Here is a 22,716-nt window from a genome sequence, read left to right on the forward strand (position 1 = left end):
CTGCCTTTAATAAAAATGAACGCCGTGGACGGCCAGTGCGGAGGTCCACGGCGAATTCTGGCGCGAAACTACAAATCGCGCCCGAAAAGTCAACCCCTGTTGCCCATGAAAAGCAGGCGTATCCCCGAAAGCAGGACATAAAGGCCAAAGAAAAAGGCAACAGCCCAGGCAAAGCCGCTGGGATTGACGAAATCCATGGCCGTGCCGATCGTCGGCGGCCCGAGAACCATGCCGACGGCATAACAGAAGACAAAGGCTGCGTTGGCCGCGACGAGATCGACGCCCGTGAGCCGCGTGCCAAGGTGACTCAGCCCGACCGTGTACATGCCCGAAACGCAGCCGCCCCAGAAAAGCAGGATGACGGCAAGAATGATCCAGTTCGACGCCAGCGACGGCAGCAGAAGCGCGCCGACAAGGCCGATGATGGCCATGATCGACAGCAGCGGCCGCTTGTCGCGCATGCGGTCGGCAAGCAGCCCGAGCGGGATCTGGAAGACGAAGTTGCCCACGCCCATGACCGTCAGCAGCAGCGCCGCCTGTGATTCGTTGAACCCCAGGCGAGTCGCATAGCTGGTGAACAGCGATCCGCCGCCGACGGTAACCGCACCGAACACGAAAACCGCAGCCGTCGCCGTCGGCACGAGGAAGATATAGCGAACGAAATGCAGCTCCGGCTTCTCGTCGACGATCGGGCTTTCGTTGCGGGCGATGAAGATCGGAATGGCGGCGGCGAGAATGATGCAGGCGCCGATGACGAACGGCATCAAGCCTTCGCTGCCGACGACGGAGAAGAGCAGGGGGCCGGCCGCGAAGCCAAGGGAGAAAATCGTCGAATAGAGGCCGAGCACGAAGCCGCGCTTGGAAGGCGGCGAGGCTGCGTTGATCCAGAATTCCGACAGGATGAAGAGCGTCGTTGTCGACCCGTGAAAAACGAGGCGCAACGGAAACCACAAAAGCAGGTTTTCGGCATAATAGAAGCCGAGCGAGCTCAGCGCGGACAGAACGACCGCCCAGATCATCGTCTGCACGACGCCGAAGCGATGGGCGAGTTTGGTCGTGATGACCGCGGCCAGCATCGATGCCACGCCCATCATCGCCGTGTTGAGCCCGATCAGGCTCGAGGAAATGCCGCGCTTTTCCAGAATGATGCTGAGAAGAGGCAAGCCGAGCCCGATGGCAATGCCGACGGCAGACACGGACGCGATGGCCGCGACGAGCGAAGGCCAGTGAATTTCTTCGACATGGCCGGCCTTGTCGTTCGTCGGTTCAAACATAAACTAGTTCCTGGAGCATGAGGCGGGCGAATCGATCCGGATGCGCAACATAGAAAGGCACGGCACGGCCAAATTCAGGTGACGGGTCGGCTTTCATGTGATCGGTCACACCCTCCGGAATTGTCCCTTTGACGCCGGGATGTTCAGACAAGAAATGCTGCCCATGTCAAGCGGTCGCCGGTGAAGCAATCTGCCTGAATTACGAATAAGCAACAAATCGGCAGCTGCTCCCGATATAAGGGCATTATGCGCGGAGGCAATCTCTGTCCGCGATGGAAGCGGCCAGCACGGACCGGGAAGCATGGTCACGAACGATCATTTCCCTGGTTCCACTCCTCGGGGCTGTCGTCATGGCCGCCGAAACCATGCATGCGCAACGCCCATTGCAGGCCGATGACGCCGCCCTTGATCGGCTGGATGACGGCAAGCGCCGCGATGACGGTGATGGGTGCCCAGATGGCGAGGTGGGCCCAGAGCGGCAGTTTGAAGGTCATGTCCGTCAACATGTAGCCGCCGACGATGACGTGGCCCAGGACCAGGATCACCAGATAGGGCGGAAGATCGTCGGCACGTTGATGGGAAATATCCTCGCCGCATACGGCGCAGCGATCCACCGGCTTCAGGAAGGCGCCGAAGAGCTTGCCGGTTCCGCAGCGCGGGCAGCGGTTCAGCATGCCGCGGGCGATGGATCGTCCGAGCGGACGCTCGCTTTCGTCGGGGCCACCGAAGCGTATGGGGGAGTCGGATGGGGTGCCCGTCATGAATGCTCTTCCTCCCTGCCGGCAGCCACTCTTTATCTGCGGCCGCGTGGCGGTCTCGTGCCCGGTGCCTTGCGGGCCTGGTTCTTGTTGCGGCGGGTCGCCTTGTGGAAGGAGCGCACCGCCGTCGGCATGGGTCTGCCCTCGCTCAGCATTTCGAAGCGCAGCGCCCCGGCAAGCGGCACGGCTTCGGCCAGTCTCACGGTGACGTCGTCGCCGAGACGATAGCCGAGCCCCGTTTTTTCGCCCGTCAGGGCCTGATGCGCCTCGTCATAGATGAAATAATCGGTGCCGAGCGTAGATATAGGGACAAAGCCGTCAGCGCCATAGTCCGGCAGGGTGACAAAAAGTCCCGACTTGGTGACGCCGCCGACGCGGGCCTCGAATTCCGCGCCCACGCGACCGGCGAGATGATGGGCGATGAGCCGGTCCACGGTCTCGCGCTCCGCCGCCATGGCGCGGCGTTCGAAGGTCGAGATTTCGGCCGCGATGTCGTCGAGCGACGCTTCTTCGTCCGGCGTGATGCCGCCTTCGCCGAGACCGAGCGAGCCGACGAGTGCGCGATGGACGATCAGATCGGCGTAGCGGCGGATCGGCGAGGTGAAATGCGCGTATTTCATCAGGTTCAAGCCGAAGTGCCCGATATTGTCCGGGCTGTAGATCGCCTGGCTCTGCGAACGCAGCACCATTTCGTTGACCATGGTCTGATGCGGCGTGCCCTCGGCTTTCGCCAGGATGCCGTTGAAGCTGTTGGCGCGAACGTTGCCGCCTTTGGCAAGCGATATGCCGAGCGTCGCCAGGAATTCGCGCAGCACCTCCTGCTTGGCGAGCGTCGGCCCGTCATGGATGCGGTAGATGAGTGCCTGCTTGCGCTTTTCCAGCGTCTCGGCTGCGGCGACGTTGGCCTGGATCATCATCTCTTCGATGAGCTTGTGCGCGTCGAGCCGCGGCGGCACGATAACACTGTCGACCGTGCCGTCCGGCTTCAGCAGGATCTTGCGTTCCGGCATGTCGAGCTCGAGCGGCTGTCGCCGGTCGCGGCCCTTCTTCAGGATCTCGTAGGCGTGCCAGAGCGGCTTGAGGATCGGCTCCAGCATCGGCCCGGTCTTGTCGTCGGGCTGGCCATCGATGGCGGCCTGCGCCTGCTGGTAGGAAAGCTTGGCCGCGCTCTTCATCATGACGCGATGGAAGGTGTGCCCGGCCTTGCGCCCTTCCCTGGAGAAGATCATCCGCACGGCGAGAGCAGGGCGGTCCACGCCTTCTTTCAGCGAGCAGAGATCGTTGGAGATGCGCTCGGGCAGCATCGGCACGACGCGATCGGGGAAATAGACCGAATTGCCGCGCTTCAATGCCTCGCGGTCGAGCGGCGAGTTCGGGCGCACATACCAGGAAACGTCGGCGATGGCGACGGTGACGATCACGCCGTCCGGATTGTCGGGCGAGGGGTCCATCTCGGCATAGACGGCGTCGTCATGGTCCTTGGCGTCGGCCGGATCGATGGTGATCAGCGGCAGGCGGCGCCAGTCCTCGCGATGCGACATGGTGGCGGGTTTGGCCGAGTCGGCTTCCGCGATGACGGCAGGAGGGAAGACATGCGGGATGCCATGGGCATGGATGGCGATCATCGAGATCGCCTTTTCCGAGGCGACGGAGCCGACCACCGACAGCACCTTGGCGCGCGGCAGACCGAAGCGGCCGAGACGGGCTACTTCCACCTCGACGAGATCGCCGTCCTTGGCGTCGCCGGTATAGTCCGGATCGATGACCATCTCTTCGCCGCGTCGCTCGATCGGCATCAGCCGGCCACCGCCGCCGGGCGTCTCGCGGAAGACGCCCATCGTGGCCGCTTGCCGCTTGTCGATGACCCTGATGATGCGCGCCGTATAGGCAGGGCCGCCGCGATCGACGGCCGGGAAGATCTTGGCGAGGATGCGGTCGCCCATGCCCGCGACAGGCGCCTTGCCCTTGCCGTTGCGGCCGGCGGGCGAGGAGGATTGCTTGATCATCACGGCCGGCGCCACGCCGTTTTCGTCCGCCCATTCGGCCGGACGGCCGATGAGTTCGCCATCCTTGTCGCGCGTGGTGATGTCGAGAACGGCAATCGGTGGCAGCGCGCCGGGGCGGATGAGCGATTTGCGGCTCTTCTGCACCATGCCTTCTTCTTCGAGCTCGCGCAGAAGCGTCTTCAGCGCGACGCGGCTCTCGCCCTTCAATCCGAAGGCTTTGGCCAGCTCGCGCTTGGACGCTTGCTGCGGGTGTTCGGCGATGAAGCGCAGGAGGACCTCGCGCGGCGGCAGAACGCCATGGACGATCGCCATCATCGGCTCGGCGTCGCCGCTTGCCTTACCGGCGCGGCTGGGCTTGCCGGAGCGTCGTTCCGACGATGGAATCCTGCCGCGCGGTTCTCTGCTCACTCTGCACTCTTCTTTTTCGCTGCCGTCTTGGCCGCGGGCTTCTTTGCAGCAGCCTTCGGCTTGGCGGTCGTTTTCGTCGCTTTTGCGCCGGCTGCCGCGGCCTTTGCCTTGGCGGGCGCCTTCTTGGTTGCGGTGCCGCTCTTGCCAGCTTTTGCCGCAATCAGAGTCAAGGCCTCTTCGACGGTGATCGCCTGCGGGTCCGTGCCCTTCGGCAGGGTCGCGTTGACCTTGCCCCAGTTGACGTATGGGCCGTACTTGCCGTCGCGAACGGTGATCGCGCCGCCGCCGTCCGGATGCTCGCCGAGCTCCTTCAGAGCCGCTGCTGCGCCGCGCGTCTTGCCGCCGGCCGCCTTGCTCTGCTTTTCGGCAATCAACGTCACCGCGCGGTTCAAGCCTACGGTGAAGACGTCCTCGACGCTTTCGAGGTTGGCATAGCTGCCGTCATGCAGGAGGAATGGACCATAGCGGCCGATGCCGGAAGAGATCATCTTGCCGGTTTCAGGATGCTTGCCGATATCGCGCGGCAGCGAGATCAGCGCCACCGCCTTTTCATAGTCGATATCCTCGGGCTTCCAGCCGCGCGGCAGCGAGGCACGCTTGGCCTCCTTGCCTTCGCCGCGCTGGATATAGGGTCCGAAGCGCCCCGACCGCAGCGTCAGCTCCTCGCCTGTCACCGGATCGGCACCGAGCGCCTTCGGCTCGTTCAACCCGTTGGATTCGGCCTCCGCGCCGCCTTCGGAGGACAGCTGGCGGGTGTAGTTGCATTCCGGATAGTTAGAGCAGCCGATGAAGGCGCCGTATTTGCCGAGCTTCAGCGAGAGGTTGCCGGTGCCGCACACCTGGCAGATGCGCGGGTCGCTGCCGTCTTCGCGCTTCGGGAAGACCAGCGGCGCCAGCGCCTCGTTGAGTGCGTCGAGGACATTGGTGACGCGGAGTTCCTTGGTGTCTTCGATCTGGGCGAAGAAATCGCGCCAGAAGTCGCGCAGCACGTCCTTCCAGTTGAGCTCGCCGGCGGAGATGCGATCGAGCTTTTCTTCGAGATCGGCCGTGAAATCGTACTCGACGTACTTCGTGAAGAAGCTTTCGAGGAACGCCGTCACCAGCCGGCCCTTGGCCTGCGGCAGCAGCTTGCGCTTGTCGATGGTGACATAGTCGCGGTCGCGCAGCGTCGCAAGCGTCGCAGCATAAGTGGAAGGGCGGCCGATGCCGAGCTCTTCCATCTTCTTGATCAGCGACGCTTCCGAATAGCGCGGCGGCGGCTCGGTGAAATGCTGGGTCGAATTGATCTTCTGCTTGGCGAGGTTCTCGCGGGCATTGATCTCCGGCAGACGACCGCCTTCTTCGCTATCGTCGCTCTGCTCGCCGTCTTCCTTCTGGTCGGTATAGGCGGCGATGAAGCCGTCGAAGCGGATGACCGAGCCGACGGCGCGCAGGCCGGCCTTCTTGCCGGCATTGTCGGCGAGGATTTCTACGGTCGTGCGCTCGATTTCGGCCGAAGCCATCTGGCTGGCGATGCCGCGCTTCCAGATCAGGTCGTAAAGCTTGAGCTGGTCGTCATCGAGGAACTTGCGGATGCGGTCCGGCACGCGGTCGAAGTCCGTCGGGCGGATCGCCTCGTGCGCTTCCTGGGCATTTTTTGCCTTGGTGGAATAGAAGCGGGCCTTTTCCGGCAGGTAGCGGTCGCCGAACTGGTTGGCGATGGCGCGGCGTGCCGCATCGATCGCTTCCGGCGCCATCTGCACGCCGTCGGTACGCATATAGGTGATAAGACCGACGGTCTCGCCACCGATGTCGACGCCTTCGTAGAGCTTCTGCGCCACCTGCATGGTGCGCGAGGCCGAGAAGCCGAGCTTCGAGGAGGCCGCCTGTTGCAGGGTCGAGGTGGTGAACGGCGGGCTCGGATTGCGCTTGACCGGCTTTGCCTCGACGGTATCGACGACGTAGGCGGCACCTTCCAGCAGCGCCTTCAGCCTGCCGGCTTCTTCGCCGTTGCCGATCGCACGCGGCTGCAGGCGCTTGCCGTCGGCGGATACCAGGCGGGCTTCGAATTCGTCGCCGCGCGGCGTCTTCAGGATCGCCGAGAGGTTCCAGTATTCTTCCGAGATGAAGCGTTCGATCTCGGACTCGCGGTCGCAGACGAGGCGCAACGCCACCGACTGCACGCGGCCGGCCGAGCGGGCGCCCGGCAGCTTGCGCCAGAGGACCGGCGACAGGTTGAAACCGACGAGATAGTCGAGGGCGCGGCGGGCGAGATAGGCATCCACCAGCGGTACGTCGATGTCGCGCGGGTCGGCCATCGCGTCGAGCACGGCCTTTTTGGTGATGGCGTTGAAGACGACGCGCTTTACCGGCTTGCCGTTGATGACGCGCTTCTTGTTGAGCAGGTCGAGCACATGCCAGGAGATTGCTTCACCCTCGCGATCCGGGTCGGTCGCGAGGAACAGGCCGTCGGAGGACTTCACCGCATCGGCGATGTCCTTCATGCGCTTTTGCGAAGCGCCATCGACTTCCCACAGCATTTCGAAATCCTGATCCGGCAGTACCGAACCGTCTTTGGCGGGCAGGTCGCGCACATGGCCGAAAGAGGCAAGAACCTTATATCCGGGTCCCAGATATTTGTTGATTGTCTTGGCCTTGGCAGGCGATTCCACCACTACAACGTTCATCATAAAGTCTCTGAATACGAGGTCGTGCCGAAGCAAGGCACGGAAGAAACCGGGCTTTTCCGTCTTCCCGGCCCTCCGACATGGACAGGGAAATCGTCGCGGTCAAGAGGCTAAGGCGATTTTTGCGCTTGGCGCGGCGATGCGATGCTTAGAATTGGTACGCGCGTCACAGTTTTCAATCCGGCATGGAGATCGACACCAGTCCGCCGGGGTGACGATGTAGCCGGCCGGCCATGTCCAGTTCGAGAAGAACCGAATGGATCGCGGATATCGGAAGACCGGTATGGCGGACGATATCGTCAATCTCGACCGGCGTCGGCCCGAGGGCTTCTGCGATGTGATCGCGCTCTGCGTCGTCGGGCGGTGCGCTGAGCGGCTTGCTTCGTTCGACAGTCGGTTCGGCAGGGCGCGGACGGAAGAGATCCGGCTCGGCCAGCGGCCGAAGCGCGTCGACGATGTCGTTCGGCGTCGTTACGATCATCGCGCCATCCTTGATCAGGCCATTCGTGCCTTCGCAGCGCGGATCGAGCGGCGAGCCGGGCACGGCGAAGACAAGCCTGCCGCATTCCCCGGCAAGGCGCGCCGTGATCAGCGAGCCGGAGCGGGTTGCCGCTTCGACGACCACGACGCCCAGCGAGATGCCCGCGATCAAACGGTTGCGGCGCGGGAAGTCGCGGGCTCGCGGTTCCCATCCGAACGGCATTTCGCTGACGGCGAGTCCGTTGCCGTCCCATATGTCGTTGAGCAGGCCGATATTCTCGGGCGGATAAGGCTGGTCGAGACCACCCGCCATGGCGGCGATCGTGCCGGTCGCGAGGCTGGCGCGGTGGGCTGCGGTGTCGATGCCGCGCGCCAGCCCGGAAACTACGGCATAACCGGCTTCGCCGCAGGTGCGAGCAATCATGGCGGTGAATTTGGCGCCGCTGATCGAGGCGTTGCGGGAGCCGACGATGCCGATTGCCGGGCGTGTGGCGGCGGCCATGTTGCCCTTGACGGCGAGAATCGGCGGAGCCCCGTCGATTTCTCGAAGGGCAGGGGGGTAGTCGGGTTCGCCGATGCCGACGAAGCGGGCACCGAAGCGATGCGCCGCTTCCAGTTCCCGCAGCGCATCCCGTTCGTCGGCGATGCGGATGGCACGCGTCGAGCCGCCGCGCTGCGAAAGCGTCGGAAGCATGGCGAGCGCGGCCTCGGCGGAGCCGTAGTGGTTGATGAGATCGCGAAAGGTGGACGGCCCGACATTGTCGGAACGGATGAGCCTGAGCCAGGCGATCCTTTGTTTCTCGGTCAGCGCAACTCCGGTCCGTCTTGCGCTGCCTGCATCCATTATCCCTTCGCTCCGATCTTGCTTTCCGTTCCGGCAGTGAGCCGGACGATATTGGCCCTGTGCTTGTACCAGGAAATGATGGTCATCAGTGCCATGACGGCAGCTATTTTATCGACGCCCAATATCCACAATACAACCGGGATGACAAGGGTTGCAACCAAGGCGGAAAGTGAGGAGTAGCGGGTGGTGAAGGCGATGACCAGCCAGATGATGGCGAAAATCAGGGCCATCAGCGGCGCGAGACCGAGCAGGATGCCGAGATAGGTTGCAACGCCCTTGCCGCCCTTGAAGCCGATCCAGACCGGGAAGATATGGCCGATGAAAGCGGCGAAACCGGCAAGTATGCCGGCATCCTCGCCGAAGAAATGTGCGACGAGCAGCACGGCAGCCGTGCCCTTGAATGCATCGAGCAGCAGCGTGGCTGCGGCAAGCCCCTTGTTGCCGGTGCGCAGCACATTGGTCGCGCCGATATTGCCGGAGCCGATATTGCGCACGTCCCCGAGCCCCGCCATGCGGGTCAGCAGCAGGCCGAAGGGAATGGAGCCGAGCAGGTAGCCGATGACGAGGGCGGCCAGCACGGTCTGCGGGGTAAGCTGCCAAGTCCAGAATTCCGCCATCACGTCTTACTCTCCGTAAACTCCGGGCTTGCCCTAGAGATTGTGAACCAGCTTGCCTGCGACATAGGTTGCGATCGCGCGGCCGCTCATCCTCGCATCTTCGAAGGGTGTATTCTTCGAGCGCGACAGAAGCATTTCTTTTGCGACAAGCCAAGGCTCGTCAAGATCGACAAGAGCGATATCGGCCCTGGCGCCGGGCTTCAGCGTGCCGGCTTCCAGTCCGAAGATCTGCGCCGGCCGCGTCGACAGGGCATCGACAAGCCGCATCAGGCTCACCTGCCCGCTGTGATAGAGCCTGAGCGCCGCCGGAAGTAATGTCTCGAGCCCGATTGCACCGTCTTCGGCCTCTGCGAACGGCAGGCGCTTGGTGTCGACGTCCTGCGGATCGTGCGAGGAGACGATGATGTCGATCGTGCCGTCGGCCAGGGCTTCGATCATGCCCGTTCGATCGTCCTCGGAGCGTAGCGGCGGGTAAAGCTTGAAGAAGGTCCGGTATTCGCCGATGTCGTTTTCGTTGAGCGCGAGATTGTTGATCGAAATGCCGCAGGTGACTTTGGCGCCGCGCGAGCGGGCGAGGCGGATGGCTTCTGCCGATTCAGGCACCGAAATCATTGCGGCGTGATAGTGGCTGCGCGTCAGCGCGGCCATGCGCAGGTCGCGTTCGAGCGGAATGAGTTCGGCTTCCTTCGGAATGCCGGACAGCCCGAGCCAGCTTGCCAGCAGCCCTTCGTGCATCACGCCGTTTGCACCGAGATACTTGTCGCGCGTCTCGCAGGAAATCACCGCGCCGAATTCCCGTGCATAGGTCATGATGCGGCGCAGAACCTGTGTGTCGTGCACGCCGGAATGCGCGTCGGTGAAGACCACGGCACCGGCTTCGCGCAACAAGCCGATTTCCGTCATTTCCTCGCCGGCAAGCCCCTTGGTGAGGGCGGCCGCCGGGTAGACATTGACGACGGCGGTATCCCGCGCCGTTTTCCTGACGAATTCGACGAGGGCGATGTCGTCGATGACGGGGTCCGTGTCCGGCATCATGATGAAGGAAGTGACGCCGCCGGCCGCTGCCGCACGGCTGGCGGAGGCGATGGTTTCACGATGCTCGCCGCCGGGCTCGCCGACATGGACGCGCGCATCGACGAGGCCGGGAATGGCGACGAGGCCGCTGCAGTCGCGAACGGTCGCGCCCTTCGGAGCGGCATGGTTCCCCGCACCTTTGCCGGATGCGACGATCACGCCGTCTTCGACGACGATCGTGCCGACCTCGTCGAGATCGCGGGAGGGGTCGACGATGCGGGCGTTCTGGAGGACGATCGAGTTGGTCATGCGCCCGCTCCCTCGGTGCGAGGTCCCTGGTTCTGTGAAACGAGCAGGGTCTCCATCACGGCCATGCGCACGGCGACCCCCATCTCCACCTGCTCGGCGATGACGCTTTGCGGACCGTCGGCTACCTCGGAGGCTATTTCCACGCCGCGGTTCATCGGGCCTGGATGCATGACGAGCGCATCCTCCTTGGCGACCTTGAGCGTTTCGGCGTCGAGCCCGTAGAAGTGATAGTATTCGCGCACCGAGGGCACGAAGGCCCCGGACATGCGCTCGCGCTGGAGGCGCAGCATCATCACGACATCGGCGTCCTTCAGCCCTTCCTTCATCGAATGGAAGACTTCGACGCCCATATCGGCAATGCCGGCCGGCAGCAGCGTGGCCGGAGACACGACGCGCACGCGCGCGCCCATGGCATTGAGCAAGAGGATATTGGAGCGGGCGACGCGCGAGTGAAGCACGTCGCCGCAGATCGCCACGATGATGCGCGAGAGCTTGCCCTTGGCGCGGCGGATCGTCAGCGCGTCGAGCAGGGCCTGCGTCGGATGCTCGTGCTGGCCGTCGCCGGCGTTGACCACGGAGCAGGAGACCTTCTGTGCCAGCAGCGCGGCAGCGCCCGCGCTCGAATGGCGGATGACGAGCACGTCCGGCCGCATGGCATTCAGCGTCATCGCCGTATCGATCAGCGTCTCGCCCTTTTTGACCGAAGAGTTGCCGACCGACATGTTCATCACATCGGCACCGAGCCGTTTGCCGGCCAGCTCGAAGGAGGATTGCGTGCGCGTCGACGCTTCGAAGAAGAGATTGATCTGCGTCAGCCCGCGAAGCGTGGATGTCTTTTTCTCGCGCTGGCGGCTGATCTTGACCGCTTCGTCGGCCTTGTCGAGAAGATAGGTGATATCTTGTTCGGTGAGGCCTTTGATGCCGATGAGGTGGCGGTGGGGAAAGAAGACCATGGACCTGCCCTCTGAATGTCGTCAGGCGGTCTATAAAGAGGGAGTGCGCCAGGGGCAAGCGTGGCCGTGCGATGCGTCGGCTTGTTCCCCATGCAATTTCGCCCGAATCCCGCTACAGCAGCTATGCTGTTGGGAGACGTAACTTCCAGTTTCCTTTTGCAACCTTCTTGCTCTACAAGCGATTCATGACCCAACCGACCCGGACCGACGACCCTTTTGCCGACCTGAACCAGCCGAGCCTCTGGACCGGTATCAATGCCTATCGTTCCGATCCGCTGATCGTCGATCTGACGTCCGGCCTGCCGCGTTCGATACGTGAAGACCTCGAGCAGCACGGTCGTTTCGTCACCTCGCACGAGGCGCAGGAGTTGGCGCGCATGGCGAACCAGGGGGTGCCGCAGTTGCGCACCCATGGCCCGCGCGGCGAGCGTCTGGATGTCGTCGAATTCCATCCCGCCTGGCATGCGCTGATGCGCCGCTCCATGGCGATGGGCCTGCATTCCTCGATCTGGGACGCGCAGGCCGATCCCGAAGCGAAGGGTCAGTCGCACAAGGTGCGCGCCGCCCGCTTTTATCTGACGGCCCAGCTCGAATGCGGCCACCTGTGCCCTTTGACGATGACCAGCGCTTCGGTGGCCGCCATGATGGCGTCGCCGGCCGTGCAGAAGGACTGGGCGCCGAAAATCCTCTCGCGTAAGTACGATTCGTCCAACAAACCCGCCATGCAGAAGAGTGCCGTCACCATCGGCATGGGCATGACGGAAAAGCAGGGCGGCACGGATGTCCGCGCCAACAGGACGAGTGCCGACAAGGTCAGCGAGGGCATTTACCGGCTGTCGGGCCACAAGTGGTTCATGTCGGCGCCGATGAGCGATGCCTTCATCATGCTCGCCCAGACCAGGGACGGCATGGGCTGTTTCCTAGTGCCGCGGCTGCTGGAGGATGGCTCGGCCAACGGCCTGCATTTCCAGAGGCTCAAGGACAAGCTCGGCAACCGCTCGAACGCCTCTTCGGAGGTCGAGTTCACCGATACGTTCGGCTTCCTGCTCGGGGCGCCGGATGGTGGCATCCGCACGATCCTCGACATGGTGACGCTGACGCGGCTCGATTGCGCGCTGGCGTCTGCCGGCATCATGCGCGCCTCGCTGGCCGAAGCCGTGCATCACGCACGCGGCCGCAGCGTTTTCGGCAAGATGCTGGTCAACCAGCCGATCATGACGCGCGTGCTTGCCGACATGGCGCTCGATGTCGCCGCGGCGACCGCGCTTGCCTTCCGTCTCGCCGAAGCTTTCGACAAGGCGAGCGGCAGCAGCGAGGACGCCGCCTATGCCCGCGTCATGACGCCGGTCGCCAAATATTGGTGCTGCAAGATCGCGCCGGCGCTGATCTATGAGGCCATGGAGTGCATCGGCGGCAGCGGCTATATCGAGGAGCGCCCGATTGCGCGGCATTACCGCGAAGCGCCGGTCAATGCGATCTGGGAAGGTTCCGGCAATGTCATGGCGCTCGATGTGCTGCGCGTGCTGAACCGGGGCAAGGACCTGTTCGAGACCGTCTTCGCCGGTCTCGCCCGCGATCTCGGTCCGGCCGGCAAGAAGACCATCGATGTGCTGCGCGCCGCCATGGCGCTTTGCGAGCAGGACGAGGGGGCTGCCCGTTTGCTGGTCGAACAGATGGCGCTCGCGGCCGGTGCCGCCGAGCTTTACCGCCTGGGAGCCGGCAAGATCGCCGATGCCTTCATCGAAACCCGTCTTGCCGGCGGCTGGCGCGCCACCTACGGCATGCTCGATTCTCGCTTCGACGCCAGCTATATCGTCGACCTGCTTTATCCGCCGGCCACGTAAGAAATGGTTCGGCAGCTTCTCTAATCTGTGGATTTGCGGGCTTTGACGGGCTTGCGCGCCCACGGCTTTGTTGTTCGAGGCCGCCTTGCTTGCTATTCACCGCCCGGTGACAGATTGGAGTCGACTCGATGGGCGTTGCAAACGCTGCCGTTAAAATCCCGCTGCAAGCGCCTGCCGCGGAAAAGCGCGTGCGCAATCGCGCCGCGACCGAGCAGGCGATCCTCGACGCCGCCAAGCGGCTTCTGGCGGAGGAGGGGTTTCAGAATTTCGGCATCAACGCGGTTGCCCGCGGCGCCGGCTGCGACAAGCAGCTGATCTACCGCTATTACGGCGGCCTGAATGGCCTCGTGGAAGCGATCGGCACGGATCTCGGCAGCTGGGTGGCGGATCGCATTCCCGACGATACCGGCGGCATGTTTCTGCTGACCTACGGCGACCTGATGGAAAGGCTCTCGCTGCTGTTTCTCGATGCATTGCGCGCCGATCCCCTCATGCGCCGCATCGTCGCCTGGGAGGTTTCCGAAAGCAGCGAACAGGTCCGCCGGCTGTCGGAGGCACGCTCCAGGGCGCTCGCCGGCTGGATCGAGCGCATGCGGGGCTCGCTGGCACCGCCCAAGGGCGTCGATGCGCAGGCGGTGAATGCCATGATTTTCGCGGCCATCCAGCATATCGTGCTGGCTTCGGCCGTCAGCGACCAGTGCGCCGGTCTTGTCTTGAAAAACGGCAGGGATTGGGAGAAGGCGGCAACGGCTTTGAAGCGCATCGTGCGCGGCGTCTACGGCTGATGTCGGCGCTTCGGCGAGGGATATCCACAAGCCCGCTCCGCCGTTAACCTTAACAAATGGTTTACGTTGCGCCGCAACGGTTAACTCGTCACTGTGAGAAGACGAATAGTTAACCATCAAGCGTGCAGCCATGGGGTCGAGACCCGCAAAATTGGTGTTTCTTGTCACTGCGATGATGTTCTTCGCCGTGCTTGCACTAGATATAACGTTGCCCGCAATTGTCTTGAGCGCCATGGCGCTGTCGAATTGGCTCGTCCTGTCGGCTGGCACGACGCAATATCCGCGTCGAAGAGGTACCGCATGAAGTGGCTGTTGATCTGCTGGGCCGGCCCCGTCTCGTTTCTCGGGGCATGGTACTATCTGTCGTACTACGACATGAGCTTCGGCATCTTCATGCTGACGCGGCACATGCATGATCTGGTGTTCCAGATCTACGGCAAGATTCTCGGAATCCCGCCGGAAACCATCCCGCCGCTGGTGGCGCGCGCCATTGCTTTCGACAGCCTGCTGGTGTTCGCGATCTTCGGCTTTCGCCGCCGCGCTGCCGTCATGGGATGGTGGCGCCGCCGTCAGGCGTCGAGATCGGGCAAGGTCGCCCTGCCGAGCGCCGACAGCCTGTCCAAGGCTCCCTGAAGAATGAAGCTCGCGGCGGCCGAATCGATACGCTCGGCCCGTTTGGCTCGCGAGACATCCATTTCCAGAAGCGCCCGCTCGGCCGCTACGGTCGAAAGCCGTTCGTCCCAGAAAACAAAGGGCAGGGCGGTCTTTTCCGACATGCTGCGCACGAAGGCGCGGGTCGCCTGAACGCGCGGCCCCGAAGAGCCATCCATGTTGACAGGCAGCCCTATGACGAAGGCGGCGACCTTTTCCTTTCCGGCGAATGCGAGCAGCGTTCCGGCATCCTGGGTGAACTTCACCCGCTTGATCACCGGACGCGGGGTCGCAAAGCGCCGCCCGAGATCGGACATGGCAAGCCCGATGGTCTTCGTGCCGAGGTCGAGGCCGGCAATCGGCTGGCCGGGCAGAAGCATCGCGGCTAGGTCTTCGATGGTCAGCGTCGTCATCAGGGTCTCGCTCTCGTCAAAACAAATTGAAGTCGAAGCCGCTTTTCATTGCAGCGGTTTGGGATATCTCCTAGACACCAGCCTTGCATTTCAAATCAAGTAATAAGGAGCAATCCAATGAAGATCACCTGGTTCGGCCATTCCGCCTTTCGCATCGAAACGGGCAGGGCAAAAATACTGATCGATCCTTTCCTGAACTACAATTCCTCCTTTGCCGCCGCCGGTCTCAACGTCAAGGACGCCGCCGCCGGCGTGACCCATATCCTCTTGACGCACGGCCATGCCGACCATGTCGGCGACGCGGTTCAGATCGCCAAGGACACGGGCGCGGTCGTTCTTGCCAATGCCGATCTCGCCGCCTGGCTCGGCACCAAGGGCGTGGCGAAGCTGGAAATGGGCAATACCGGCGGCACCGTCGGCCTCGGCGGCTTTTCCGCCACCTTCACCAATGCTCTGCATTCCTCAGCCCAGATCACCGAGGATGGCGTCTCTCACGCGCTCGGCAATCCGAACGGCCTGATGCTGCATTTCGATGACGAGCCGACGCTGTTCCATATGGGCGATACCGACATCTTCTCGGATATGGGCCTCATCAACGAACTGCATCAGCCCGATATCGGTATCCTGCCGGTCGGCGACCGCTTCACCATGGGCGGGGCAGTCGCGGCGCTCGCCTGCCAGCGCTTCTTCAACTTCAAGACCGCCATTCCCTGCCACTACGGCACGTTCCCGATCATCGACCAGACGCCGGAGAAGTTCGTCGCCGGCATGGAAGGCTCGAAGACCGCGGTTGCGGCACCGAAGGTGGGCGAGAGCGTTTCTGCCTGACGATACCCGTTGCGTATGGCGGGCATGGCCTTTATAGCGAGTGTGAAAAATACCTACTTGCAATGTAGGTAAAACCTACCTCGGAGAATGCCATGTCCGTCGACCTCGCCACTGTCAAACGCGTCGCCCATCTTGCCCGTATCGCCGTCAACGAAGACGAGGCGCAGCGGATGATGGGCGAGCTGAACGGCATTCTGGGCTTCGTCGAGCAGCTTTCCGAAGTGAATGTCGATGGCGTCGAGGCCATGACCTCCGTCACGCCGATGGCAATGAAGAAGCGCACCGACGAAGTGACCGACGGCAACAAGGCTGCCGACATCGTCGCCAATGCGCCGAACACCGATCAGAATTTCTTCCTGGTGCCCAAAGTCGTCGAATAACGGTTCCTGTCGAGCCTTTTCCGACCCATTGCCCAATTCCAGATCTGAAGCGAAACAAAATGAGCGAACTGACCAGCCTGACCATTGCCGAAGCCCGCGACAAGCTGCGCGCCAAGCAGATTACCGCCACCGAACTGACCGAGGCCTATATCTCGGCGATCGACGCGGCCAACGGTCAGATCAATGCCTACATCGCCGTGACGCCCGATAAAGCCCGCGAGATGGCGAAGGCCTCGGATGCGCGCCTCGCCAGCGGCAAGGCCGGTGCGCTCGAAGGCATCCCGCTCGGCATCAAGGACCTGTTCGGCACCGAAGGTATCCATACCCAGGCCTGCAGCCACATTCTGGACGGCTTCAAGCCGCGCTATGAATCGACGGTGACGCAGAACCTCTGGAACGACGGCGCCGTCATGCTGGGCAAGCTCAACATGGACGAGTTCGCCATGGGCTCCTCCAACGAGACCTCCTATTATGGCCCGGTCATTAATCCCTGGCGTGCCGAAGGGTCCAACCAGCAGCTCGTTCCGGGCGGCTCGTCCGGCGGGTCCGCCGCTGCCGTTGCCGCGCATCTCTGCGCCGGCGCCACGGCGACCGATACTGGCGGCTCGATCCGCCAGCCCGCCGCCTTCACCGGCACCGTCGGCATCAAGCCGACCTATGGCCGTTGCTCGCGCTGGGGCATTGCCGCCTTCGCCTCGTCGCTCGACCAGGCCGGCCCGATCGCCCGCGACGTGCGCGATGCCGCCATTCTGCTGAAGTCGATGGCAAGCGTCGATGCCAAGGACACGACCTCGGTCGACCTGCCGGTGCCGGACTACGAAGCCTCGCTCGGCCAGTCGCTAAAGGGCATGAAGATCGGCATCCCCAACGAATACCGCGTCGACGGCATGCCGGAGGAGATCGAGACGCTCTGGCAGCAGGGCATTGCCTGGCTGAAGGATGCCGGTGCCGAGATCGTCAACATCTCCCTGCCGCACACGAAATATGCGCTGCCGGCCTACTACATCGTCGCCCCGGCCGAAGCATCCTCGAACCTCGCCCGCTACGACGGCGTCCGCTACGGCCTGCGCGTCGACGGCAAGGATATCGTCGACATGTACGAAAAGACGCGCGCGGCCGGCTTCGGCCAGGAAGTGAAGCGCCGCATCATGATCGGCACCTACGTTCTGTCGGCCGGCTATTACGATGCCTACTACCTGCGCGCCCAGAAGGTCCGCACCCTGATCAAGCGCGACTTCGAACTGGCCTTCAATGCCGGCGTCGACGCGATCCTGACGCCGGCCACGCCGTCCTCGGCCTTCGGCATCGCCGACGAGAACCTCGCCTCGGATCCTGTGAAGATGTACCTGAACGACATCTTCACGGTGACGGTCAACATGGCCGGTCTCCCGGGCATCGCCGTCCCCGCCGGCCTCGACCCGAAGGGCCTCCCGCTCGGCCTGCAGCTCATCGGCAAGCCCTTCGAAGAAGAAACCCTCTTCAAGACCGCCCACGTCATCGAACAGGCCGCCGGCAAGTTCACGCCGGCGAAGTGGTGGTAAGCCGAAGATCCACAACGGCACGAGTGGCTTGATGAAAGATCTCGCGAAACTTCGTGACGTTTGACATTACTTAAGGGCCGCCCGGAAATCCGGGCGGCCCTTTTTACATGCCAATATTCCGCCCGGTCGCCATCACATTTTGGACCGAAATACGATCATAAATTGCAGCGAGCCGCTTGGTCTCGTCCTCTGCAACCGAATCGGAAGGTCTCTTCATGCTCAAGCACGTCACGGCGATCCTGCTTCTCGGCGCATCATGGCCGGCGATTTCGCTGGCGGCCGATAATGGGGCCATTCGTTCCATTACCCTGTCCTCGGGAGGCCTGGCCCAGGTTTCCCGGTCGGCCGATCTCGATGGCGACGGCGTGATCCGCATCGAGGTGCCGCTCGATCAGGTCGACGATATCCTGAAGAGCCTTGTGGTCAACGGCTCTGCGGGTTCTGTGGCGGGCATGTCGCTGGCAGGGCCGCAGCCATTGCAGGAAACCTTCAAGGGCTTGCCGTTCAATCTGGAAGCGCTCTCGTCCGTGCCATCGCTTCTGACATCGCTGCAGGGCGGCAAGGTGACGGTCAGCAGCGGCGGCAAGACGGTCGAGGGGAATATCCTTGGCATCGAGACGAGGAAGGTCGACGAGAAGACAACGGTGCCGTTGCTGACCGTTATCGACAAGGATGGCGCGGTGGAGACGCTGGCGCTCGGCGAGGATGCATCCGTCCGGCTTGACGATCCCGACACGCGCGCAAAGCTCGCCATGGCGGCTGCAGCCATTGCCCGCGGCAAGAATGACCGCACTCGCGCCATCGATATCAAGGTGAACGGCGTCAAGAACAGCGGCGATATCGGCCTGACCTATGTCGTGCCGTCGCCGATCTGGAAAACGGCCTACAAGGTCGTCATCGAGGGAAATGACAAGGCCCGCCTGCAGGCATGGACGGTGCTGGAAAATGCCAGCGGCGAGGATTGGAAGGGCGTCAAGCTGACACTGACCTCGGCCGAGCCGGTGACGCTGAAGCAGGCTCTGCACCAGCTTTATTGGAGAGAGCGGCAGGAAGTTCCGGTGAATACGGCGTCGAATAACGTTCCCGATCCCGATAGCGGCGATCTGTCCGGCAGGCGACGTCTGTCGGGAAATTTCGCGGAACGGGCGGCGCCCGCGCTCGCGAAGCCAATGATGGGCGGGGCCGAGCGAAAGATGTCGGCGGAAGCGGCCGACGGGCTGGAAAGCCCGGCCGAACCGGTGCAAATGGCCGCAGCCAATCCCACCGCGGCGACCGAAAGCGATATCTCCGCCACCTTCGAACTTCCGGGAACTTACGATCTGGCCAATGGCGACACCTTGTCGGTGCCGATCATGGATGCGGATGTGGAAGCCGACATGGTGGATATGTATCGGGCGGGCAGCGTCCTGCACAATCCCATCGCCGCCGTGATGCTCAAGAACACGACCGGCGTCAGCATGCCTCCGGGCATTCTCACACTATACGACAGCAAGACCGGTTATGTGGGCGATTCCCAACTCTCGGCCTTGCCGAAGGATGACACGCGCCTCGCCAGTTTTGCAACCGACCGAAAGGTATCGATCAGCGAGCAGCAGACACCGACGGAGGAAATCGCCTCTCTGAAGGTTGCCGATGGAATGATGAACGCCGTCGTCAAATATCGCCAGACGACGACATACACCGTCTCGGGCGCGCTCGATGGCGAGCGGACCGTCATCGTCGAGCATCCGATCAGGGACGGCTGGTCGTTCTCCTCGAGTGAAAGCTTCGGCAAGACGGCAACGCATCAGCGGCTCAAGGCGGTGGTGCCGGCAGGCGCCGAAAAGACGTTGACCGCTGTCGACGAGCAGCTTCAGAGCAACAGTTACGCTTTGCTCGATGCCGAGCCGGACACGCTGCTCGGCTGGTCTGCCTCGACGCAGGACAAGGCGCTGACGGACAAGCTCGCAAATCTCGCAGATGCGCGCAAAAGGCAAGTCGCCATCCAGAACGATCTGGAAAATCTCGATAGCGAACTCGGCAAGGTCACCGGCGAGCAAGAGCGGATAAGACAAAATCTCGGCGCCGTACCCGACAATAGCGATTTGAAAAAACGCTATTTGAAGGCGTTGGCAGACAGCGAGGATCAAATCGCCGCGTTGAACGAAAGACGCACCGTGGTGCAGGAGGAATACGATCGCCGCGGCGACCGGGTCGCGGAAATCATCGCCACGTTCTGATCCTCCCGTCAGGAGCATCGAGCCGTGAGAGCCGCCCTGCCAGGCGGCTCTCGTGTCTGGCCTATCGATTGTTCAGTTGCGATCGCACCAGCCGCAAACCCTTCTCGCTGATGCGATAGGGATGGCCGTCGGTGGATTTGATGGCCCTGAGGCGCTTCAGCCGTCGGAAAAGATCCAGGCCGAAATCGGGATAGACCCAGCCGTCCCGCGTGTAGCAGTAGACGGTCTCGATCTTCTTGCCGTCGCTGCGTTCGATTTCGATGCGCCCGCCTTGAGCGAGCAGGTGAAGAATGCGCTGTTCGGCGCGGGAAATGTCCATTGTTGTCAGAATCCGTCAAGCGCCAGGAGGCGCACAAAAACGATCCGAGCCTTCCCTTGGGGGAAGCCGGGGCTTCGTTTTTCAGGCCCGGCACGCAAGAAGACTTGCGAGCGGGGCCTTTACCGGGACTGACAAAAGTTGGACATCAAAACTCCGTTGAGGCTTTCTGTCTAAAGCAGGTTGCGCCTTGCGGTCAAGCGCAACCCGATTCACGCTTCTCGCCCTCCCTCGCGATTGCGAATCTCGCCGCTGGCAAAAGCCTTTCGCCGATGCTTTACTGCTGATAAATGGCGGGGGCACGATGATCCATATTCGCAATGCCCATGAAGGCGAGACCGAGGTGCTGGCGAGCATCGGCCTGCGCTCCTGGCAGAAGGCCATGGGAGCGATCGGCGGTACGGGTGAATTGCTGGAAAGCGCCAGCGAGGCCTTCTCGAGTTTCACTCGAAATCTGTGGCTGACGATTACCGTCATCGAGTTGAACGGAGAGGCGGTCGGATGGGCAGCCCGCGAGGGACTGGACGAGGCGATCTCCGATTTCTGGATCGATCCGGATTTTCTGCGGCGAGGGCTGGGCTCGGCGCTGCTGGCGCGCGTCGAGCAGGATGTGCGGGAACAGGGGCTGGAAAAGGTCTCCCTGCATACGCATGCCGGCAATACGGATGCCATCGCCTTCTTCAAGGCGCGGGGCTACCAGATCCACTGGCTGTCGGTCGTCTACTCTCCGAAACTCGACAGCGACGTGCCGACCGTGGGGCTTTCGAAATCGCTGGTCGAGGAAAGCGACGGCGCTTACGGACCGGGCATATAGCGCATCGGCGCATGCCGAAAGCCTTGCGCCGCCCGGCCAATTGCTCTACCTCACAAAGTTCAGAAGAACAGCATTTCAAGAGCTTCCCATGACCCTTGTCGACGTCCGCACGCCAGATCCAAAACGCTTCATTCCCGGTGCCACCGGCGATTGGGAAATCGTTATCGGCATGGAAGTCCATGCCCAGGTGCTGAGCAATTCCAAGCTTTTCTCCGGAGCCTCGACCGAGTTCGGCAAGCCGCAGAATTCCAACGTCTCGCTGGTCGATGCCGCCATGCCCGGCATGCTGCCAGTCATCAACGAGGAATGCGTCAAGCAGGCCGTGCGCACCGGTCTTGGCCTCAAGGCGCAGATCAACAAGCGCTCGATCTTCGACCGCAAGAACTATTTCTATCCCGACCTGCCGCAGGGCTATCAGATCTCGCAGTTCAAGGACCCGATCGTCGGCGAAGGCAAGATCGTTATTTCCCTCGGTCCCGATCGTCAGGGCCAGTTCGAGGACATCGAAATCGGCATCGAGCGCCTGCACCTGGAACAGGACGCCGGCAAGTCGCTGCATGACCAGCATGCCACCATGTCCTATGTCGATCTCAACCGATCCGGCGTGGCGCTGATGGAAATCGTCTCCAAGCCGGACATCCGCTCGTCCGACGAGGCGAAGGCCTACATGACGAAGCTGCGCTCCATCGTGCGCTATCTCGGAACCTGCGACGGAAACATGGACGAAGGCTCGATGCGCGCCGACGTCAACGTTTCGGTCCGCCGTCCGGGCGGCGAATTCGGTACACGCTGCGAAATCAAGAACGTCAACTCCATCCGCTTCATCGGTCAGGCGATCGAGTATGAAGCGCGCCGGCAGATCGGCATTCTGGAGGATGGCGGCACGATCGACCAGGAAACCCGCCTGTTCGATCCGAACAAGGGCGAGACGCGGTCGCTGCGCACCAAGGAAGATGCGCATGACTACCGCTATTTCCCCGATCCGGATCTGCTGCCGCTCGAATTCGATGACGCCTTCGTCAAGGAACTTGCCGAGCACCTGCCGGAACTGCCCGACGACAAGAAGGAGCGTTTCGTTCGCGAACTCGGCCTCTCGATCTATGACGCATCGGTGCTTGTCTCGGAAAAGGCGATCGCCGATTATTTCGAGGCGGTTGCCGCCGGCCGCGACGGCAAGATGGCTGCCAACTGGGTCATCAACGACTTGCTGGGCGCTCTGAACAAAACCGGCAAAGATATTGAAGAGACTCCGGTTTCGCCCGCTCAGCTCGGCGCGATCATCGACCTCATCAAGGCCGAAACCATCTCGGGCAAGATCGCCAAGGATCTGTTCGAGATCGTGCTCAACGAAGGCGGCGATCCTACTGAAATCGTCGAGGCCCGCGGCATGAAGCAGGTTACCGATACCGGCGCCATCGAAAAGGCCGTCGACGAGATCATCGCCGCCAACCCGGATCAGGTCGCCAAGGTCAAGGCCAAGCCGACGCTTGCCGGCTGGTTCGTCGGCCAGGTGATGAAGTCGACGGGTGGCAAGGCAAACCCGCAGGCCGTGCAGGCGCTGGTCAAGGCCAAGCTCGGCATCGAAGAGGAATAAGC

The 22,716-nt window shown here is 62.6% G+C and carries 19 protein-coding genes; 9 read left to right on the plus strand and 10 right to left on the minus strand.

The window, feature by feature from the left end; genetic code table 11:
- Positions 1–89: 89 nt before the first annotated feature.
- The 8 genes from ACJJVH_RS04750 to ACJJVH_RS04785 form a co-directional block, all read right to left on the minus strand.
- On the minus strand, positions 90–1,274 hold the full coding sequence (locus tag ACJJVH_RS04750) for an MFS transporter (protein ID WP_112803141.1): 1,185 nt from the start codon (positions 1,272–1,274) through the stop codon (positions 90–92).
- Between the two features lie 305 nt (positions 1,275–1,579).
- Positions 1,580–2,035 (minus strand): DUF983 domain-containing protein, encoded by a 456-nt coding sequence (locus ACJJVH_RS04755; RefSeq protein ID WP_112803143.1) that lies wholly within the window; start codon positions 2,033–2,035, stop codon positions 1,580–1,582.
- 32 nt (positions 2,036–2,067) lie between these two features.
- Positions 2,068–4,446 carry a ribonuclease R gene (gene rnr / locus ACJJVH_RS04760; RefSeq protein ID WP_412064830.1) on the minus strand — a complete coding sequence of 793 codons (2,379 nt, stop codon included), beginning with the start codon at positions 4,444–4,446 and terminating at the stop codon, positions 2,068–2,070.
- A complete protein-coding gene (topA, locus tag ACJJVH_RS04765; RefSeq protein ID WP_412065134.1) occupies positions 4,443–7,112 on the minus strand; it encodes a type I DNA topoisomerase in 2,670 nt (889 codons plus the stop codon). Before topA ends, rnr begins: the two co-directional genes overlap by 4 nt.
- A 175-nt stretch (positions 7,113–7,287) precedes the next feature.
- On the minus strand, positions 7,288–8,436 hold the full coding sequence (dprA, locus tag ACJJVH_RS04770; protein WP_112803146.1) for a DNA-processing protein DprA: 1,149 nt from the start codon (positions 8,434–8,436) through the stop codon (positions 7,288–7,290).
- The gene (gene plsY, locus ACJJVH_RS04775; RefSeq protein ID WP_412064831.1) at positions 8,436–9,056 is read right to left on the minus strand and encodes a glycerol-3-phosphate 1-O-acyltransferase PlsY; all 621 of its coding nucleotides are present in this window, start codon (positions 9,054–9,056) and stop codon (positions 8,436–8,438) included. The genes dprA and plsY overlap by 1 nt, the downstream gene beginning before the upstream one ends.
- Positions 9,057–9,086: 30 nt before the next feature.
- A complete protein-coding gene (locus ACJJVH_RS04780; protein ID WP_412064832.1) occupies positions 9,087–10,376 on the minus strand; it encodes a dihydroorotase in 1,290 nt (429 codons plus the stop codon).
- A complete protein-coding gene (locus ACJJVH_RS04785) occupies positions 10,373–11,329 on the minus strand; it encodes an aspartate carbamoyltransferase catalytic subunit (RefSeq protein ID WP_113359864.1) in 957 nt (318 codons plus the stop codon). The genes ACJJVH_RS04780 and ACJJVH_RS04785 overlap by 4 nt, the downstream gene beginning before the upstream one ends.
- A gap of 185 nt (positions 11,330–11,514) precedes the next feature.
- Here ACJJVH_RS04785 and ACJJVH_RS04790 point away from each other — a divergent pair, with 185 nt between their 5' ends.
- From ACJJVH_RS04790 to ACJJVH_RS04800, 3 genes are all read left to right on the plus strand, one after another.
- On the plus strand, positions 11,515–13,173 hold the full coding sequence (locus ACJJVH_RS04790) for an acyl-CoA dehydrogenase family protein (RefSeq protein ID WP_112803204.1): 1,659 nt from the start codon (positions 11,515–11,517) through the stop codon (positions 13,171–13,173).
- Between the two features lie 128 nt (positions 13,174–13,301).
- Positions 13,302–13,958, plus strand: coding sequence for a TetR/AcrR family transcriptional regulator (locus tag ACJJVH_RS04795; RefSeq protein WP_412064833.1), 657 nt, complete (start codon positions 13,302–13,304; stop codon positions 13,956–13,958).
- Positions 13,959–14,258: 300 nt separating this feature from the next.
- Positions 14,259–14,591 (plus strand): DUF6105 family protein, encoded by a 333-nt coding sequence (locus ACJJVH_RS04800; protein ID WP_412064834.1) that lies wholly within the window; start codon positions 14,259–14,261, stop codon positions 14,589–14,591.
- Here the strand turns inward: ACJJVH_RS04800 and ruvX are convergent.
- The gene (ruvX, locus tag ACJJVH_RS04805) at positions 14,528–15,022 is read right to left on the minus strand and encodes a Holliday junction resolvase RuvX (RefSeq protein WP_412064835.1); all 495 of its coding nucleotides are present in this window, start codon (positions 15,020–15,022) and stop codon (positions 14,528–14,530) included. The genes ACJJVH_RS04800 and ruvX overlap by 64 nt on opposite strands.
- A 117-nt stretch (positions 15,023–15,139) precedes the next feature.
- Between ruvX and ACJJVH_RS04810 the strand changes: the two genes are divergently transcribed.
- From ACJJVH_RS04810 to ACJJVH_RS04825, 4 genes are all read left to right on the plus strand, one after another.
- On the plus strand, positions 15,140–15,850 hold the full coding sequence (locus ACJJVH_RS04810) for a metal-dependent hydrolase (RefSeq protein WP_412064836.1): 711 nt from the start codon (positions 15,140–15,142) through the stop codon (positions 15,848–15,850).
- A 92-nt stretch (positions 15,851–15,942) separates the two neighbouring features.
- Positions 15,943–16,230, plus strand: a complete 288-nt coding sequence (gene gatC, locus ACJJVH_RS04815; protein WP_015339557.1) for an Asp-tRNA(Asn)/Glu-tRNA(Gln) amidotransferase subunit GatC — start codon at positions 15,943–15,945, stop codon at positions 16,228–16,230.
- 59 nt (positions 16,231–16,289) lie between these two features.
- Positions 16,290–17,771: an Asp-tRNA(Asn)/Glu-tRNA(Gln) amidotransferase subunit GatA gene (gene gatA, locus ACJJVH_RS04820; RefSeq protein ID WP_412064837.1), complete on the plus strand. Its 1,482-nt coding sequence runs from the start codon at positions 16,290–16,292 to the stop codon at positions 17,769–17,771.
- Positions 17,772–17,986: 215 nt separating this feature from the next.
- Entirely contained in the window at positions 17,987–19,990 is a 2,004-nt protein-coding gene (locus ACJJVH_RS04825) for a DUF4139 domain-containing protein (protein ID WP_412064838.1), read from the plus strand.
- A gap of 61 nt (positions 19,991–20,051) precedes the next feature.
- Here the strand turns inward: ACJJVH_RS04825 and ACJJVH_RS04830 are convergent, their stop codons facing one another.
- Positions 20,052–20,309: a YjhX family toxin gene (locus tag ACJJVH_RS04830; RefSeq protein ID WP_112803162.1), complete on the minus strand. Its 258-nt coding sequence runs from the start codon at positions 20,307–20,309 to the stop codon at positions 20,052–20,054.
- A gap of 301 nt (positions 20,310–20,610) precedes the next feature.
- On the opposite strand from ACJJVH_RS04830, the gene ACJJVH_RS04835 reads away from it, so the two are divergent.
- Positions 20,611–21,120, plus strand: a complete 510-nt coding sequence (locus ACJJVH_RS04835; RefSeq protein ID WP_412064839.1) for a GNAT family N-acetyltransferase — start codon at positions 20,611–20,613, stop codon at positions 21,118–21,120.
- Positions 21,121–21,208: 88 nt separating this feature from the next.
- Positions 21,209–22,714: an Asp-tRNA(Asn)/Glu-tRNA(Gln) amidotransferase subunit GatB gene (gatB, locus tag ACJJVH_RS04840; RefSeq protein WP_113359856.1), complete on the plus strand. Its 1,506-nt coding sequence runs from the start codon at positions 21,209–21,211 to the stop codon at positions 22,712–22,714.
- Positions 22,715–22,716 lie beyond the last annotated feature (2 nt).

This window comes from Rhizobium sp. SYY.PMSO (assembly GCF_046840415.1).
Lineage (GTDB): Bacteria > Pseudomonadota > Alphaproteobacteria > Rhizobiales > Rhizobiaceae > Rhizobium.

Excerpts from the sequence above, each read along its gene's own strand:
- gatA (WP_412064837.1), top strand. The coding sequence starts at position 16,290 with ATGAGCGAACTGACCAGCCTGACCATTGCCGAAGCCCGCGACAAGCTG.
- topA (WP_412065134.1), bottom strand. The coding sequence starts at position 7,112 with ATGAACGTTGTAGTGGTGGAATCGCCTGCCAAGGCCAAGACAATCAAC.
- ACJJVH_RS04810 (WP_412064836.1), top strand. The coding sequence starts at position 15,140 with ATGAAGATCACCTGGTTCGGCCATTCCGCCTTTCGCATCGAAACGGGC.
- gatB (WP_113359856.1), top strand. The coding sequence starts at position 21,209 with ATGACCCTTGTCGACGTCCGCACGCCAGATCCAAAACGCTTCATTCCC.
- ACJJVH_RS04825 (WP_412064838.1), top strand. The coding sequence starts at position 17,987 with ATGCTCAAGCACGTCACGGCGATCCTGCTTCTCGGCGCATCATGGCCG.
- ACJJVH_RS04785 (WP_113359864.1), bottom strand. The coding sequence starts at position 11,329 with ATGGTCTTCTTTCCCCACCGCCACCTCATCGGCATCAAAGGCCTCACC.
- gatC (WP_015339557.1), top strand. The coding sequence starts at position 15,943 with ATGTCCGTCGACCTCGCCACTGTCAAACGCGTCGCCCATCTTGCCCGT.
- ACJJVH_RS04790 (WP_112803204.1), top strand. The coding sequence starts at position 11,515 with ATGACCCAACCGACCCGGACCGACGACCCTTTTGCCGACCTGAACCAG.
- ACJJVH_RS04800 (WP_412064834.1), top strand. The coding sequence starts at position 14,259 with ATGAAGTGGCTGTTGATCTGCTGGGCCGGCCCCGTCTCGTTTCTCGGG.
- ACJJVH_RS04830 (WP_112803162.1), bottom strand. The coding sequence starts at position 20,309 with ATGGACATTTCCCGCGCCGAACAGCGCATTCTTCACCTGCTCGCTCAA.
- dprA (WP_112803146.1), bottom strand. The coding sequence starts at position 8,436 with ATGGATGCAGGCAGCGCAAGACGGACCGGAGTTGCGCTGACCGAGAAA.
- ACJJVH_RS04755 (WP_112803143.1), bottom strand. The coding sequence starts at position 2,035 with ATGACGGGCACCCCATCCGACTCCCCCATACGCTTCGGTGGCCCCGAC.
- ACJJVH_RS04835 (WP_412064839.1), top strand. The coding sequence starts at position 20,611 with ATGATCCATATTCGCAATGCCCATGAAGGCGAGACCGAGGTGCTGGCG.
- ruvX (WP_412064835.1), bottom strand. The coding sequence starts at position 15,022 with ATGACGACGCTGACCATCGAAGACCTAGCCGCGATGCTTCTGCCCGGC.
- ACJJVH_RS04795 (WP_412064833.1), top strand. The coding sequence starts at position 13,302 with ATGGGCGTTGCAAACGCTGCCGTTAAAATCCCGCTGCAAGCGCCTGCC.
- ACJJVH_RS04780 (WP_412064832.1), bottom strand. The coding sequence starts at position 10,376 with ATGACCAACTCGATCGTCCTCCAGAACGCCCGCATCGTCGACCCCTCC.
- ACJJVH_RS04750 (WP_112803141.1), bottom strand. The coding sequence starts at position 1,274 with ATGTTTGAACCGACGAACGACAAGGCCGGCCATGTCGAAGAAATTCAC.